Below are 15,966 nucleotides of genomic sequence, written 5' to 3'. Positions count from 1 at the left end.
TTAATTAATCTTAGTATTACAACATTATGGAAATAGGGATCGTTGAAGACCCAAAGGTGAAAAAGTATTTACCTTGGCTTGCTGCGTTAGCTATATTTATGCAAGCCTTAGATGGTACTATCCTAAACACAGGATTGCCCTCTATCGCTAGAAGTTTAGGAGAGTCACCCTTAGAGATGCAGAGCGTTATCGTATCGTATACCTTGACAGTAGCCCTGTTAATCCCTTTAAGTGGATGGTTGGCAGACCGCTTTGGTACACGTAATATGCTGATGTTAGCCATTGGTATCTTTACCTTAGGATCCTTATTTTGTTCTATAGCGAATACCTTAGATCAACTCGTTTTAGCTCGTATATTCCAAGCCATAGGAGGTTCTATGTTAGTACCAGTAGCGAGGTTAATACTGATTTATGCCTATCCAAAAGATCAATTACTAGGTATCATTAACTTTATCACCATACCCGCATTGATAGGGCCAATGTTAGGACCTACTGCAGGAGGTTTTTTAGTAGAGAAGTTCTCTTGGCATTGGATATTCTTGATTAATTTACCTGTCGGCATTGTCGCTATGGTTTGGGCAAGAAAGGTTGTTCCTAATTTTACCAATACAGTTGGCAAATTTGACTTAAAAGGATGGCTGTTAATCAGTGGAGGATTGACTACCATTACGTTGATTATTGAACGATGGAACTCTCCCCAATTTACAGCGACAACTCTAATCTTATTAGGAGTACTAACGATTATCTGTGTATTAGGATACATACGATACGCACAGAGAACCACTAAAGCCCTTATCAGATTAAGCTTATTAAAGATAAAAACACTAAGAGTAGGGCTAATAGGCAATCTCGTTACTCGATTTGGAGTAGGGGGAATGCCACTGATGGTACCTTTACTACTACAAGTTGGCTTTGGGTATTCTGCCTTTTTTGCAGGGTTAATGATGATACCACAGGCAGGAGCCAACCTTGTTTTTAGAAACTTTGTCATCCCTATTGTACGCAAATTTGGATATAGAAACACACTGATTGTCAATACAATATTGACCGGAATAATCATCTCTTGTTTCTTCTTTATCAATAAAAATACCCCAATGTGGATATTGGTGATCTTGATGATTTGCAACGGAGCATTTAATGCAGTACAGTTCACTTCTATGAATACCATAGCATTAGCAGATCTAGACAATGATACATCAAGTGAGGGAAACACCTTATTATCCGTTACCCAACAGTTAGCCATCAGTCTAGGGATATCTATCTCAGCGATGATCTTAGTGATGTTCCAAAATAGCAGTATTGGGACAAATGATCAAGGAATAGACGTGTTTAGATATACCTTTTTAGTCATGGGAATTATCACCATCTTATCTAGTCGTGTATTTGCAAGATTAAGTGTAGAAGCAGGAGCAAGCCTAGTCGAAAAAAGAGAATACAAAGAACCAAAACAACAAACAAATTAACGATACCATGGACAGATTATATTTTAGACCATTAGTCATAGAAGATAAAGAACAATTATTATACATCTACTCTGATAAAGACGCGATGCAATACAGAGGGAGCAAACCTCTTGAAACTATAGAAGAAGCAGAGAATATGGTGCTTCAAGCTCATAAAGAGTGGGACAGTAGAGCCAAAATGAGAATGGCTGTGATAGAGAAAGATACGGATGTGTTAATCGGAACAGCAATGTATTTCTTTGAATCTCCTGCAGCTGTAGAGATTGGCTTTTCTATAGGGAGAGACTTTTGGAAGTATGGTTATGGACAAGAGGGAACAGAGGGCTTAATGGAGTATATCAAAGCTAATGAACCTGAGGTAACTACTATTGTGGGCATCGCTCGTAGTGGAAACGAAAAGTCTCTAAAGATGATGGCGAATATCGGCTTCGTAGAAGTGTTAGATTACGAGGTAGAAGGGAAGAGAAGGTTTGAGTTAACAGTTAACGGTTAACAGTTTACAGTTTTTGCCTTCGGCAATTAGGATAGCATATCATGTAGAGACGCATTATTATGCGTGTCACACAATCTAAGTACTTAATGTTTTATGTTCCGCTTGAATTATCGAATGTTTGTCTTCGGCAATTAGGATAACATATCATGTAAAGACGCATTACTATGCGTGTCACACAATCTAAGTATTTAATATTTTATATTTGGCTTGAATTATCGAATGTGAGTCTTCGGCAATTGGGATAGCATATCATGTAAAAACGCATTATTATGCGTGTCACACAATCGTTATCACGTCTTGTATGCTGTGCGAAGTCGGGAGACTTCGCACTCATTTCAATAAAAACACTTTACCTTTACCACCACAATAAAATACACCCATGAAATATTATTGGAAAGATATCACAGATGAACATCAGCAATGGAAAGCATTAGAATTAAACGTAGAAGGATTAACACCTCCTACCATGCAATTATTGAGTGGTTCGAATTGGAAGATGAAGTTGGTCTGTGAAGATAAACCAGTGATGTGGGGACTAATCAGTAGAGACTTCTGTGATATAGGATTAGTAAGAACTTTCGAAGAGGAGAGTAGGCTGATTAAGAATATCAATTCCCAAGAAGTAGAGAAGCGCAAAGAGCTATCAACTGAAGAAAGACTAAAGTCGTGGTCTCGCTATTTTGCAGAAGAAATGGTGTCATCAGATAAGCACTTCTTTTATGACTCTATTTGGCTTTTTGAAGGATATAAAGACTTCGCCTCACCACCTAATTATGGAACTACTGTAGCTGCAGAAGATGACTTTGACGCCTTTACTTATGCCTCATGGGATAGAGAGTTGTTATACTCACGTCAAGTAGATGAATACTCAGGTCGTCTAAAGTGGTGGCGTAAGAAAGCGATAGAGGGAACATTACCTCCTATATTCGCATGGTATATCCCCTCTCTTGGAGGATATTGGATTATAGATGGCAACTATAGATTAAGAGCTGCTATCTTAGAAAAGAAAGAAATCCCAGTAGTATTAGCCTATTCAGGAGAGTATAAAGAAGCTATTATGAACCCTGATTACCAGCGAGGAATATTACACTCTTTAGCTAAATCAGAGGGTAAACCTGTAAGTCCACAAACAGCAGCGTCAATGAATCAGCATTTGGCTCAGGCTTTTGATGATAGACCTTATTTCCAACAGAAGACAGTAGCTCGAGTAAAGATCAAGTCCAATGAAGAGTGGCTCTCAGAGGTAACAGAATATCTAGAACGCATTGATTATCCTGAAAGAGAGAAGTATATTAAGCAGTTGAAAGATGAACTGTAATTTTACTTTAGTTTTTTTGTGATTTTGGTCTTTTGTTTTTTCGTTCAAGTATATTGTTTTTTATAAACCAATATCTTTACACTATCACGAATCCTCACAATACCCTATACACTATGTCTTTCTGAGCCTGCGAAGAATCCCATCTTATCGGTACACAACAGTAGGGATGTATTACATACATCCTCACAATACCCCGTATGCTATGTCCTTCTGAGCTTGCGAATAATCCCATCCTATCGGCATGTAACAGTAGGGATGATTACCTCCGCAGTATAATCAAGCATATTTTTTACTAAATACACTCCTCAATTGCTTTAAAAAAACCTAATCAACCCTAATTAACTATAATTACAAGCTGTTTTTAGTCTATAAAACCTCTTTTAGCCTCTTATCCATTAAAAATGGATAGCTTTTTATTTGTACCTTATTTGTATATCTTGCTTATAATTAGATGCTTGTGATTAAAGTGCATAAAAATATAAAATAATCAACCTATCCTAAACCCAGTAAATACGCTTCATAGAGTGATTTCCTTCAACACTTCTTCAACATTTCCCCAAGAATGCTCTAGTTAAGTGGTTGTTTGTTGAAGGAATCTTGAAGAGATGTTGTAGCGGTCTTGAAGAAGTAGGTATAATGATGAGGGAGGATATAAACTGTAATATTGTTATTTAAACCCCTTTATTCCGTTATTTATTTTAGGTTGTAAAATTGTATCTTTCGGTCTTGAAAGTGAGATTATAAAAACACAGCATACCAAAACAACAAAACCACAAGAGAATCGCTATGAGTAAAGATATATTTTATACTGAATTAGAAGAGTTTGTAAGAAAAGGAAATACTAGAAGATTACTTCTCTTACTTAAGGAAACTCCTTTAGAGGAAAGGCTTAAGTACACTAAGAAGATCTCTAAGCTAGGGAAATACTATCAAGAGTATGTACCAGAGGTTGGCAATAGGAATTCGTATGGATATAGAGGAAATAGTGAGCAGCGATCAGCTGTGAGTGTGGCGGTATTGGCTTGTTGTACATATAAAGATTTTACGGGAATATGGATTATTAGTGAGGAGGAGTTTAAGCAAGTATTGGATTGGTATGTGCCTGATTGGTTAGGTGATTATATCAATGATTCGGCTAGAGAAGGATGGGTGAGAGCGCCTTTTAACGAGATAGGCTATTTATATGAGTCTTATAAGAAAGGAGTGTTTAAGATCCCATTGACAGAAGCGACTTGGGCGACTGTGATGGTCAATGCAAGTAAGGTTGAATTATTTGATCAATACCCTGAGTTGTTAGAGAAGGAGTTTTGGTATTTATTTGACCATGAAGTGAATATTAATTACCACTCATGGGATGAGGTGATCGCAACATTAATAGAACAAGGACGATTAGATAAACAACGCATTGTACAGACTGTTATTCAAGGAGCATTGACTCATACGAATCAAGCGTTGTGTGGATGGAATGTGAATTTGTTAAGTAAATTATCTCTTGCTGATCATGAGATCTTGTCGTTTCAGGAGGATATCTTCCAATTGTTGAACAGTCCATTGTCTAAGGTGGTCAATGAAGCATTGGACATCTTGTTTAAAATAGCGAAGGACAAGGCTTTTCACGTAGAGGCTTTTGTCAATAGTCTGCCTATATTAATGAGTAGTATTGTTAAGGCGACGATCAATAAGGCGATGCGTATCGTGGCTGTATTGGATAAAGCACATCCTACCTATAAGGAGGCGAGTGCTGTTGCTATCGTAGGGGCTTTGCATATACAGGATCAAGCGATGCAGACTAAAATAGCGAAGCAAATCGTGAAATATGCTCAACCTAATGAGGAGCTGGCAGTGCAATTAGAAGCTTATCAAGAGATGATGATGAGTGAGACGAAGACGTTGTTTAGTGGATATATGAGTGTGCAGGAGAGTGCAACGCTTGCTGAGGCTTTAGAAGAGGGAGAGGCGGAGCTAGTGCCTATTCAGGCTATTGCGACAGTAGAAGATTTGATTTTCCATTGTTCGGCTTGGAAGACATTGGAGAGTGACTACGCCTTTGAGCAAACCATAGATGCGATTATTAGACTTCAAGGAGAATTAAAAGCAGAGCACATCGATCAGTTACTACCTGCTTTTGACAAAGTGTTTAAGACATTTAAAGATTTGTGGTCAACGAGTACAATACAGAACGCTATGGCTTTTTGGCTGTTAGAGTGGGCGCGTATGTTGATTGCAGATCCTACTATAGAGACTACAGCATTAGACAAGTTGTATCACAAATATGCTAAGGCAGAATTATATACCAATAGTGGAATCACGCTAGGAGAGGTAAAGTTAGAGGCAAGTAATCGATTTAGTTATTATTATGCTGCTTTGCGCCCTTATCTGACGGTGTATTACTACAGTTTACAATTGGTGAAAGAGAAGCGTATTTTCCCAATATTGAGTTTGCCTACCCACGAACCGTTTTATATAGATAGTAGGGTATTGGTAGATCGATTAGTAGCTTATCAAAAAGAGGGAGAATTAGTAGATGCAGTGGATTTACAGATTGCATTAGCACGTATAGATAAAAATACAGAAGAGGCTGGGTTGACACTAGCTCAGCAACAACTAAAAGGGCAGTTGCTAGCGATATTTGAGTTTTATTTAGGTAATGGCGAAGTAAAAGAAGAGTCTGCAGATTACTACGATGTATGGAGATTAGCAGCAGCGTTAAAGTACCCTCATCAACCTTTAGAAAGCTTGACAAATGAGCACTATACCAAAGAGCAACAAGAATACTGTGCGGGTTGGTTAGGAAACTGGGAAGTGATAGAAGAGTCTCATACGTATAAGGATTGGGATCATAAAACGAAGACGCAGATAGATAAGGTATATACGCATAAGAAACTGAAGTTTGAGCAGATACCGTATGATATTAATTTGTCTTTAATCTTTAGTCATATTAATAAAGCGATGCCAAAGACAGAAGTAGGTGATCGTATGTGTTCTGCAAATCTAATGGGATTAATCATGTACCAGATTAGAGATACTAAAGTGAATTTAAGCGAGTCTTTATTGGCTATTAACCCTAGACAGTTAGATCCTATTTACTTAGCTGTGGTAGAGAAATGCCTGCATTATGGTGGTAGTGCTACCTTCGAAGTAGCTGAGAAGAAATTGCTACAAGGGATGTTCACGTATCTGTTGCAAATGAATAATGTGGTCTTCTCAGAGCAATTCTACTTGTTCTTTGGACTTGCGTTGATATGCGATGATAAGGTAACGCGTGCTTTCGTAGCAGAGTATTGGATCAAAGAGGCACTTCGCCTAGATCAACAAAAAGTAGGTCATATCATCGGTAAAGTGGAGGCGAAAGAGTATGTGACGATTAAGCGTTTAACTGATTCTATACAAGGGTTTATGATGAATGTGAGTGTGCAACATAACCAAGCATTGCAGTTATTCATAGAGAGTATTTTAGAGCAATTAGGAACTAGTCCTATTAAAGGTCTGAAGACTCTATTAGAACAGTATGGAGAGGTACTTCATACAAATAATGCTAAGGTGACTAATCTTGTGGTAAAAGCCTTGATAGAAGATTGGAGTAAGGTGAGTGCTACGAAGAAAATAGCAGTGACGCTACGAGGACAGTTCGCTTAATTACGAATTTCAAATTACGAATGACGAATTATTTGCCTTCGGCATAGGGGTATACACGGTACAGATTGCAAATCTGTGCCAACGCTGGTATTGTGTTTATAGTGACGAAAGGTATATTTACGCAATAAATATAAAGTAGAGACGTCAATATTTTGCGTGTCACGTTCTGTTGGCACACAACGTTCTGTACACGAAGTTGGGGGTGGTATACACGGCACAGATTACAAATCTGCGCCAACGCTGGTATTATGTCGAAAAGGTATATTTACGCAATAAATATAAAGTAGAGACGTCAATATTTTGCGTGTCACATTCTGTTGGCACACAATGGTTATGTACACGAATTCGGGGTGGATATACACGGCACGGATTGCAAATCTGCGCCAACGCAGTAGAGACGTCAATATTTTGCGTGTCATATTCTGTTGGCACGCAATGCTTATATACACGAAGTCGGGAGACTTCGCGTAGCAGTATATACGGCACAGATTGCAAATCTACGCCAACGCAATGTATCAAAAGGTATGTTTACGTAACAAATATAAAGTAGAGACGTCAATATTTTGCGTGTCACATTCTGTTGGCACACAACGTTATGTACATAGCACAGATTGCAAATCTGCGCTAACGCTGGTATTATGTCGAAAGGTATATTTACACAATAAATATAAAAGTAGAGATGTCAATATTTTGAGTCTCAGTATAAAACGAATGATATGAGTCTAAGAAGTGAAATAGCTCCTCAAATGAAGGTAGCAGAAGAGCGTTATCCAATAGTGCTAAAAGCTGTATTAGGATATACTGACTTCTGTGATGAATATGGAGATGAGGACTTTATAGAGTATAAAAGAGTAGAAGGTGAGTTACATCAGCTGACTAGGAAAGATATGTCTAGGTATGACTTATGGGAGTATTGGGAAGGAGAAGGAGCAGAAGTGCTATCCTTTAGAATAGCATTACCTGATCCTTTAGTAGTAAAGGATATTAGTAGAGAAGAAATAACCGAAATTGTGACTATTCTCAAGGTATTTGACGTTCCTGAAGAGACAGAAGATACTACTTTTGAACAACAGTTTAAGTGGTATTTAGATGAGTATTATGATGCTTTTTTGAAGCTAAACTGTGCTAAGTATTCTTATAAACTCTTTATGCGTAATAAGAATAAACAAGGAGAGTATTTTGAATATTCTATAGAAGAGACTGTAAATGAATTAATGAAGAAATAACCAAAAGCCTCAATCACTTGAGGCTTTGCTGTTTTATACCGTGAATATATCCGCATCATTAGGGATGATAACACGAGAAGATAAATTATGTTCTTCAAAGTAAGCTTTTAGCATATTTCTATTTTCCTGAAGAGGGCTAATTGCTTCTAGATGAACAATAGCTACTTGTTTAATAGGGTAGTAATCTAGCAGAGTTTTGATATCAGTACTATTCATAGTAACGTGTTCTCCTATGCCGAATTTGGCGGCACCTCCATTAATGACAATTCCTGTAGGTTGATAGTGGTCAATGGCTTGTTTCACTTCTTTGCACCAGATAGTGTCTCCCATTAGATAGACTATCTCTTGATTATGGATAAGAACAAAGCCACTGGCATTTCCCATTAGATGACCAATTTCACCTTCACCATGTATAGCTACTGTTCGATGGATGTGAATACCTTCAAATATTGTGCTGTCTGTTATACCTATAACATTATGGAATCCAAGTGTTTTAATTGGTTCAATATCTTCATTTTGACAGTAAATAAGCATATCTTTTGGTAATAAGGTTTGTGCGGTAGGATCCCAATGGTCAGGGTGGAGATGGGTTAATAGTACTGCATCAGTTTTGTGTATTAAAGCATTAAGTTCAGCCTCTGTAAAAGGTAGCTCAGTTAATGGATTAGCTCTAGTGTCATCTGTCCATGGAAATGGACCTAAGACCCCCTTAGAACCTAACATAGGATCTACTAAGATATTTTTATTATTAACATTAATATTTATTGTAGCGTTTCTAATTAGTTGTACTTTCATAATTTTGTATTATTTAAATTTCTTAGTACAAAAGTACTTTAGGCTTATATTCTAATAAAGAAATGAACTTTTATGTGTATTGTTCACAAATTTGTAACCTATGAATTATGATGAGTTTGAGAGTTGCCCTCTTAATGTGTTTTTGAAGTTATTATCTGGTAAGTGGAAGCCCTTATTAATGTATCAATTCTTTGCTAACGGGGATATCCGTTTTACAGAATTGTGGCGTAATATGCCTCGTGTATCTAAGAAAGTGTTGTTAGAACAATTAAAAGAAATGGAAGTGTCAGGTATGGTTAAACGTACACAGATTAATACTTTTCCTCCTGAAGTGTTTTATGGTTTGACAGAATATGGGAAGTCAATGTTGCCTCTTATACAACACATAGAAGAATGGGTTAAATCTAATTAACAAAAGCCTCCATCACTTGAGGCTTTGTTATTTTATACGAATATGTTATTTTAGAAGAACTAAATTAACGACCATGACCATAGTTATACTTGAAGCACTAATGCAAGTAGGGGTATTGCTCCCTTTTATGATCTTGTTTATGAAAGACAGGAGCAAAAAAGATTTTATGCGCATTGGGATCTTTTGTTTTGTATTTGTGCTTTATAGTTGTGCATTGATGTTAGTACAGATATCTGAAAGCTTTCGTATTATCAATGGCAGTTGGAATTGGAGTGGGAAGGTCTATGGGATTATATGGGGAGTGGTTTGTTATTTTGCTTTTCGCTCTTACTTTAAAGGACACAATTTCTTTACGCTGAAGCAATCACCTGGTAGTCAAAAGGGAGTTTGGCTAGCGACTGTAGGTATTATCTTATCGGCTGTAGTAGCTTGGTGGTTTGCTGGTAGTGGAGGGGAGTGGAATATAGAGACTTTAGCCTTTCAACTTACGATGCCTGGCATAGATGAAGAGATTATGTTTAGAGGGGTGTTGATGGGGTTATTGTTATCTTCTTTGAGAATGAAGGTGAGGTATTTAGGGAATCCGAGTAACTTGATTATAGCTGTATTATTTGGTTTTGTTCATGCTTTTACACTTTCTGAAGAGTATATAGTGTCTTTTGATACGGTTTACTTTATACAGACTGCTTTTGCAGGGTATATTTATGGATGGATAGCTATCAAGAGTAGAAGTGTGCTGTTTCCTATACTAGCACATAATGGGAGTAATTTTTTTGGGACGTTGACGATGATGATAAAATAGGCATGGCTTGTTAATTAAGAATTTAAAATTAAGAATTAAGAATTGTTTGCCTTCGGCATGGGGTGTATATACGGGCACAGATTGCAAATCTGTGCCAACGCAATGTGTCAAAAGGTATATTTACGAAATAAATATAAAGTAGAGACGTCAATATTTTGCGTATCACATTCTGTTGGCACACAACGTTATGTACACGGCACAGATTGCAAATCCGCGCCAACGCAGTAGAGACGTCAATATTTTGCGTGTCACATTCTGTTGGCACACAATGCTTATATACACGAAGTCGGGAGACTTCGCGTAGCGTTATATACGGGTACAGATTACAAATCTGTGTCAACACAAGTATTCTCTTAAAATATTTTATAGTTTAGAGATAGTGATACAGTTCTTAGACCTTGAGGGTTAACTGTGGCGTTACCTGTGAAGTGTTTTTTATTCGTAAGGTTGTCTATTTTTAATATTGCATTGAATTTTTTCCAATCATAACCGATGGCAGCGTTGTAGATCGTGTAGCTTGGTAATGTGAGTACTCCTAGGGTAGAGCGGTTGATCGCTTTTTGTTCGCTTACTGAGTTTATTCCTATTCCGAAGCTTACGTTTCTGAATGCGCCTGATTGTAATTTGTAGTTGGTCCATAGGTGAAATAGATTAGCTGGTCCTGCTTCTTCTGGTCTAAGACCGAGGTTGCCATCAGAAGGTAGGGATTTGGTTACTGCATTATAGTTATGACTAAATCCTGTAATGATATCCCATCCAAGAAGTGGTGTTCCTGTCAAACTAAGTTCTATTCCTTCACTTTTTACTTTTCCTCCTTGTGTAAAACTGTTTAGAGAATTTAGATCTGTCATTAGTTTATTCGTAACCTTTATGTGGTAGTAGCTTATCGTTGCGGATAATTTATCTCCTAATAGATTTGTTTTGACACCTATCTCGAATTGGTTCGCTTGTTCCGGATCAAAAGGTTGAATGGTTTTATTGGTTCCGTCTGGATCAGAGATAATAGCAGGGTCTAGAAATACAAAGCCATTTAGATAGTTAGCAAAAAGTGCTAGTTTATTTTGGATAGGTTGATAGACTAATCCAAATTTAGGAGAGAGTGTAGTCTGACTCGTCTTTTGATTATTTACTGCTGAAGTACTTCCTTCTAGATAGTCAAATCTTAAACTTGCCATGAATGAGAAGTTAGGAAGAATATTAGTTACATTAGATACATAAGAACTGAAGGTCTGCGTCTTCGCTTTGTTATGTATATAATTACTCGTTGATAGAGCATTGTCAATAGCTGTTTTCGATAAATCTCCTGTGTCAGACTGATTGATTAAGGAGATGATACCGTGCTCTATATAATCACCATCTATACTAGAAAATTCTTTAGATAAATAGTCTAATCCGAATAATATAGTGTTGTCTAATGAACCAATATTATACTTACCTGTTATATTCTGTTGGATACTAAATATATTGGTTTTTGAGTCTATTTTAGAGATGTAACGGACAAAGTCGTCTGTGGTACCGATGTCTTCAAAAAGTATATCATATCCCTTGCTTTGGGTGTTGTTTTTATTGATAATGGTATTGGATGTCCAGTGGTCATTGATTTTATATTCTAATTTGGCTTGTGCTGTAAATGTTAGGTTTTTTAAGGTTAATTCGTTACTAGTGTATGCTTTTTTGTAGTTAGCCTCAAATAGGTCTAATGATTCAAAGCTTACAGGCATATATCTAGATATAAAAAACATAGGGGCATGAGCTCCTTCATTAATTTTATACTGAAAGTCAACGTATAGTTTTAGTTTTTCATTAATATTGTATTGGATAGATGGGGCTACGAAGAAAGATTCTTTATAACCAGCATCTTGAAAAGTGTGCTGCTTGTGATATGCTGTGTTTAAACGTATAAAAAGCTTCTTATGGATAGGGGTATTGATGTCTAACGATACTCGATTAAGGTTGTTTGACCCACCGATATAGTTCACTTCACCCCCTAATTGTTCATAAGGTTTTTTGGTTATCACATTGATTAATCCTCCATAGGAGATTACATTTCCTCCATAGAGTGTTCCGTTAGGACCTTTGACTACTTCGACTTGTTCAATATTAGCGATATCTAATGTACTATTAGTAAAGCTAGGCATACCATTGAGTAAGTTTGGTTGGAATGCAAAGCCTCTCATTGTATAATATTCTCCTCCTGTGACTCCTACACCTGTTGATTCCCATACTCGTACTAGCCCGGTAGCATTCTGTAAGACGTCTTTTATGTTAGTCGTTACTTGATTCTTCATAGTTTGATGAAGGATGATATCGGCAGACTGTGGATTCTCAATATAAGTTAGGGGTATTTTAGAAGAATAACCTTTTTGCTGTTGAGTAGTGGTGATTACTACTTCGTTTATTTTTTGATTGGTTATAGTGTCATTTGATTGAGCAAATAGAGGCGCATAACAGCATACAGATGCTATTAAAAAAAGGTGTTTCATTATTCTAAGTGTCGTGTTGTTATGTTATCGCAAATATAGAATATTAAACTACCTAATAATAGTGTGAAGTCTTGATTTTACGATAGTTTATGAGTGGTGTTCGCTTTTAAAACTATTTTAGACAGAGCTTTTATTAATAAGTATAAAAAGAATAGTTTTGTCAATTGTATTTCCTTTTAGAACTATACTTAGTGTGTAGGTTCTTTTAATAAATAAATATAGACCATTAAGACTATTAAATACATACTATGACTAAACACGTTAAGGCTACAATAATTGGTTTTTGTGCTATACTACTATGGAGTTCTATTGTAGGACTTATTAAGGAAGTGAGCTATTCATTTGGCTCTACAGGTGGTGCAGCGATGATTTATACTGTAGCAAGTGTGTTTCTGTTGTGTACTACGAAATGGGTACCGCTGTCTAAGTTTCCTCGTCGATACTTAGTTTATGGTGCTATTTTGATGGTTGCTTATGAGTTATGTCTAGCGTTGTCTATAGGTTATTCTACTAGTAGTAAGCAAGCGATAGAAATAGGAATGGTTAATTATCTGTGGCCAACTTTTACTATGATAGCGACTGTTCTTTTTACTTCAAAAAAGGCGAATTGGTTAATCATTCCTGGTGTTGTAGCTTCATTAATAGGCATTATTTGGGTTTTAGGGGGAGAAGAGGGGTTTAATTTATCTGAGATGCTCGTAAATATTAAGGCTAACCCACTGAGTTATGGATTAGCTTTTTTAGGAGCTATTCTATGGTCAGCATATTGTGTAGTTACTGTTCGTTCAGCGAATGGAGTGAATGGAATAACGTTTTTCTTTATGTTGGTAGCGTTAGTATTGTGGATGAAGTATTTTATTATGGAAGAGCAGGTAGAAATGCTCTTTACGCTATCTTCTATTGTCTATTTATTATTAGCTGCTTTTGCTATGGGATTTGGTTATGCAGCATGGAATGTTGGGATTTTAGAAGGCAATGTAACGATATTAACTGGGGCATCTTATTTTATACCAGTATTATCATCAGCTCTTTCTTCAGTATTGTTAGCGACTCCACTGGGAATATCTTTTTGGCAAGGGACGGTCATGGTGTGTATTGGTTCAATATTGTGTTGGTTCTCAACAAAAAAAGTAGAGACAATTAGTGGAGAGAAATAAGTAAACAATTGCTAGATAGTTATAAACTGAATTTAAAACTCTAATTTTGTCATTAGAAGATAATGTGAATAGGTATTATGGAAAAAGAAAGTAAAGTGAATGTTGTTCTTTTTGATAAGGCAGTTGAGCTGTTAAGTAAAGAGCATGAACTAATCAAATGGCCGTTAACAAAGACAGCAGAAGGTAATTTTATCAAAAACTTCGGTGAAGAGATAGGAGTTTTCTTTATCCGTCATTCATATCGCTCAGGGTGGCGTTTTGGTATCAATACTTTTGATCAGGTATTTCATTTACATAAAGAGAACTTCAAAGTACATAATAGAGAAATCTATAAACAGGGGTACTATATTATAGGTACGGGTCTTCACGAGGATTTGATTGTTCTTAATCTGAATACTGCCACAGTAGGTTATGTGAGTTCTGAAGCTTTCTACAGAGGAGAAGCTGAGGTAGATATTAATGTATTGTTTAAAGATACAGGGTTAGATATGGGGACGTTTTATTATCGATCTATAACTGAGAAGGATAGTTTTTATCGCTGTGCGGAGGATGTAAGGTAAATTGTTTGTAATATGAGATTGTTTGAAATAGAAGAAGTAAGTGTGTTTCTAGAGAAGAAATTTGCTGATGTTGATAAAGATATTATCTCAGAACTATTATTAATACCTTATAAAGGAAGTAAAGAAGAAGTTTTAAGGTTAAAAGAGTACTTAAATATTACTATTTTGCCAGAAGAGTTTGAAGATTTTATAATGAGATATAATTTAGGAAACTTAACCTTGGCTAATATACAATTTGGTAGTGGAGGAAATTATATTAATAGGTTAATAAACCTCAATAATAAAGATAACTATTGGTATCAAGATTGTTTAAGTATAGATGCTATGGTTGTTGGTTTGGGAGATCCTTATACTATACTTCTATCTTTAAAAGAGGGAGTTGTTTATGTTGTCTCTTCTGAAATATCTTTTGATGATAAAGTTATAGTAGCCCCTTCATTTGATAGTTTTATTCAAGGGTTAGGTACTTCTGTATATGTTAAAGAAAGTGGTAAGGAAGAGTCTTTTTTATCTTTAATAGAAAATGAATTTGGTGTTAATACACGTTTTTTTGGGAAGAAATACTTTATTAAAGCTTTTACATAGAGATTATAAATTTAGTAATTGTCTTAATTGTACTAATAGATGTTCTAATAGTACAAATAGATAAATAATCCTTCATTTATCTTGTTAATAATATACTGTTTTGGTATAAAAAAACTTTTGTAGCTCAATGATTTATTTATCTTTGAAGCCAACAAATTAACTAACCAAACATGATAAATATAAAAGCATTATTAGTAACGGGTATGTTGCTATTAGGCGTATCTGGTATTAGCCAAACGAATAGTAAACCTCTTACATTCGGAACAACAGATCAATTACACTCTACTATCCTAAGTGAGGATAGAACGATTAATATCGTTTTGCCACCAGATTATAATGCGAATGATACTATTAAGTATCCTGTCGTGTATATCTTAGATGGAGGGGTAGAAGAGGATTTTATACATCTGGCAGGGTTAGTGCGTTTTAACTCACTACCTTGGATAGCTCGTTTTCCTAATTCTATTATCGTAGGGATAGAGACGATCAACCGTAGAAAGGATATGACTTTTGCAGTAGATAATCTAAACTTCGTAGAGAAAGCAGGTTTTAGTAAAGATATGTTCCCAGAGTACGGTAGAGCTGAGGCTTATACAGCATTTTTAGAGTCTGAGTTGATTCCTTATATAGAGAAGAATTATAAAGGGAGTAGTACTCGTACTGTAATAGGGGAGTCGCTAGCGGGGTTGTATTCTACGTATGTATTAGAATATCATCCTTATCTATTTACAAACTATATTATTATTAGCCCTAGTCTATGGTGGGGAGATGAGAAGTTATTAGACAAGACACATACATGTCTGATAGAGAAGATAAAACAACCTGTGAATGTGTATGTAGGGGTGCCTAATAAAGAAGAGGATGTGAAGATGTATGAGTATGGGAAACAACTATACAAGACACTTCAAAAGAACAAGAATATCAAATCTCACTTTGACTATCTACCTCAGGAAATACACTCAACAGTGATCCATCAAGCGGTGAATAACGCATTTCAAAAGTTATATCCAAGTACATATTTCTCTAAGTAAGAGAA

At 36.1% G+C, this 15,966-nt stretch carries 13 protein-coding genes; 11 read left to right on the top strand and 2 right to left on the bottom strand.

Features of this window, described 5'->3' with window-relative positions; genetic code table 11:
- The first annotated feature begins 26 nt into the window (after window positions 1-26).
- The 5 genes from mdtD to BK054_RS16605 all read left to right on the top strand — a co-directional run bounded on the left by mdtD (window position 27) and on the right by BK054_RS16605 (window position 8,136).
- Complete coding sequence (gene mdtD / locus BK054_RS16625; protein ID WP_006264050.1) at window positions 27-1,463, top strand: multidrug transporter subunit MdtD; 1,437 nt, start codon at window positions 27-29, stop codon at window positions 1,461-1,463.
- A 7-nt stretch (window positions 1,464-1,470) separates the two neighbouring features.
- A complete protein-coding gene (locus BK054_RS16620; protein WP_006265666.1) occupies window positions 1,471-1,956 on the top strand; it encodes a GNAT family N-acetyltransferase in 486 nt (161 codons plus the stop codon).
- Between the two features lie 379 nt (window positions 1,957-2,335).
- Window positions 2,336-3,274, top strand: coding sequence for a ParB/Srx family N-terminal domain-containing protein (locus BK054_RS16615; RefSeq protein WP_006265665.1), 939 nt, complete (start codon window positions 2,336-2,338; stop codon window positions 3,272-3,274).
- Window positions 3,275-4,060: 786 nt separating this feature from the next.
- Entirely contained in the window at window positions 4,061-6,910 is a 2,850-nt protein-coding gene (locus BK054_RS16610) for a DUF6493 family protein (protein ID WP_006265664.1), read from the top strand.
- Window positions 6,911-7,626: 716 nt separating this feature from the next.
- A complete protein-coding gene (locus BK054_RS16605; RefSeq protein ID WP_006265663.1) occupies window positions 7,627-8,136 on the top strand; it encodes a hypothetical protein in 510 nt (169 codons plus the stop codon).
- A 33-nt stretch (window positions 8,137-8,169) separates the two neighbouring features.
- Here BK054_RS16605 and BK054_RS16600 read toward each other — a convergent pair whose 3' ends face one another.
- Window positions 8,170-8,931, bottom strand: coding sequence for an MBL fold metallo-hydrolase (locus BK054_RS16600; RefSeq protein ID WP_006265662.1), 762 nt, complete (start codon window positions 8,929-8,931; stop codon window positions 8,170-8,172).
- 100 nt (window positions 8,932-9,031) lie between these two features.
- Here BK054_RS16600 and BK054_RS16595 point away from each other — a divergent pair, with 100 nt between their 5' ends.
- A complete protein-coding gene (locus BK054_RS16595) occupies window positions 9,032-9,343 on the top strand; it encodes a winged helix-turn-helix transcriptional regulator (protein WP_006265661.1) in 312 nt (103 codons plus the stop codon).
- Window positions 9,344-9,416: 73 nt separating this feature from the next.
- A complete protein-coding gene (locus BK054_RS16590; RefSeq protein ID WP_006265660.1) occupies window positions 9,417-10,145 on the top strand; it encodes a CPBP family intramembrane glutamic endopeptidase in 729 nt (242 codons plus the stop codon).
- A 353-nt stretch (window positions 10,146-10,498) separates the two neighbouring features.
- Here BK054_RS16590 and BK054_RS16585 read toward each other — a convergent pair whose 3' ends face one another.
- Window positions 10,499-12,628 (bottom strand): TonB-dependent siderophore receptor, encoded by a 2,130-nt coding sequence (locus tag BK054_RS16585; protein WP_006265659.1) that lies wholly within the window; start codon window positions 12,626-12,628, stop codon window positions 10,499-10,501.
- Window positions 12,629-12,876: 248 nt separating this feature from the next.
- On the opposite strand from BK054_RS16585, the gene yddG reads away from it, so the two are divergent.
- The 4 genes from yddG (at window position 12,877) to BK054_RS16565 (ending at window position 15,961) form a co-directional block, all read left to right on the top strand.
- Window positions 12,877-13,785, top strand: a complete 909-nt coding sequence (gene yddG / locus BK054_RS16580) for an aromatic amino acid DMT transporter YddG (protein WP_006265658.1) — start codon at window positions 12,877-12,879, stop codon at window positions 13,783-13,785.
- A gap of 77 nt (window positions 13,786-13,862) precedes the next feature.
- Window positions 13,863-14,345 carry a hypothetical protein gene (locus BK054_RS16575; RefSeq protein WP_006265657.1) on the top strand — a complete coding sequence of 161 codons (483 nt, stop codon included), beginning with the start codon at window positions 13,863-13,865 and terminating at the stop codon, window positions 14,343-14,345.
- A 12-nt stretch (window positions 14,346-14,357) separates the two neighbouring features.
- Window positions 14,358-14,930, top strand: coding sequence for an SMI1/KNR4 family protein (locus BK054_RS16570; RefSeq protein ID WP_156860104.1), 573 nt, complete (start codon window positions 14,358-14,360; stop codon window positions 14,928-14,930).
- 170 nt (window positions 14,931-15,100) lie between these two features.
- Entirely contained in the window at window positions 15,101-15,961 is an 861-nt protein-coding gene (locus BK054_RS16565; protein ID WP_006265655.1) for an alpha/beta hydrolase, read from the top strand.
- The last annotated feature ends 5 nt before the right edge of the window (window positions 15,962-15,966 follow it).

Source organism: Myroides sp. ZB35 (assembly GCF_001865835.1).
In the GTDB taxonomy this organism is placed as follows: domain Bacteria; phylum Bacteroidota; class Bacteroidia; order Flavobacteriales; family Flavobacteriaceae; genus Flavobacterium; species Flavobacterium odoratimimum.
This window is presented reverse-complemented; position numbering and strand designations above follow the sequence as displayed.

Coding starts and splice junctions, on each gene's coding strand:
- mdtD (WP_006264050.1), top strand. CDS start 27: ATGGAAATAGGGATCGTTGAAGACCCAAAGGTGAAAAAGTATTTACCT.
- BK054_RS16620 (WP_006265666.1), top strand. CDS start 1,471: ATGGACAGATTATATTTTAGACCATTAGTCATAGAAGATAAAGAACAA.
- BK054_RS16615 (WP_006265665.1), top strand. CDS start 2,336: ATGAAATATTATTGGAAAGATATCACAGATGAACATCAGCAATGGAAA.
- BK054_RS16610 (WP_006265664.1), top strand. CDS start 4,061: ATGAGTAAAGATATATTTTATACTGAATTAGAAGAGTTTGTAAGAAAA.
- BK054_RS16605 (WP_006265663.1), top strand. CDS start 7,627: ATGAGTCTAAGAAGTGAAATAGCTCCTCAAATGAAGGTAGCAGAAGAG.
- BK054_RS16600 (WP_006265662.1), bottom strand. CDS start 8,931: ATGAAAGTACAACTAATTAGAAACGCTACAATAAATATTAATGTTAAT.
- BK054_RS16595 (WP_006265661.1), top strand. CDS start 9,032: ATGAATTATGATGAGTTTGAGAGTTGCCCTCTTAATGTGTTTTTGAAG.
- BK054_RS16590 (WP_006265660.1), top strand. CDS start 9,417: ATGACCATAGTTATACTTGAAGCACTAATGCAAGTAGGGGTATTGCTC.
- BK054_RS16585 (WP_006265659.1), bottom strand. CDS start 12,628: ATGAAACACCTTTTTTTAATAGCATCTGTATGCTGTTATGCGCCTCTA.
- yddG (WP_006265658.1), top strand. CDS start 12,877: ATGACTAAACACGTTAAGGCTACAATAATTGGTTTTTGTGCTATACTA.
- BK054_RS16575 (WP_006265657.1), top strand. CDS start 13,863: ATGGAAAAAGAAAGTAAAGTGAATGTTGTTCTTTTTGATAAGGCAGTT.
- BK054_RS16570 (WP_156860104.1), top strand. CDS start 14,358: ATGAGATTGTTTGAAATAGAAGAAGTAAGTGTGTTTCTAGAGAAGAAA.
- BK054_RS16565 (WP_006265655.1), top strand. CDS start 15,101: ATGATAAATATAAAAGCATTATTAGTAACGGGTATGTTGCTATTAGGC.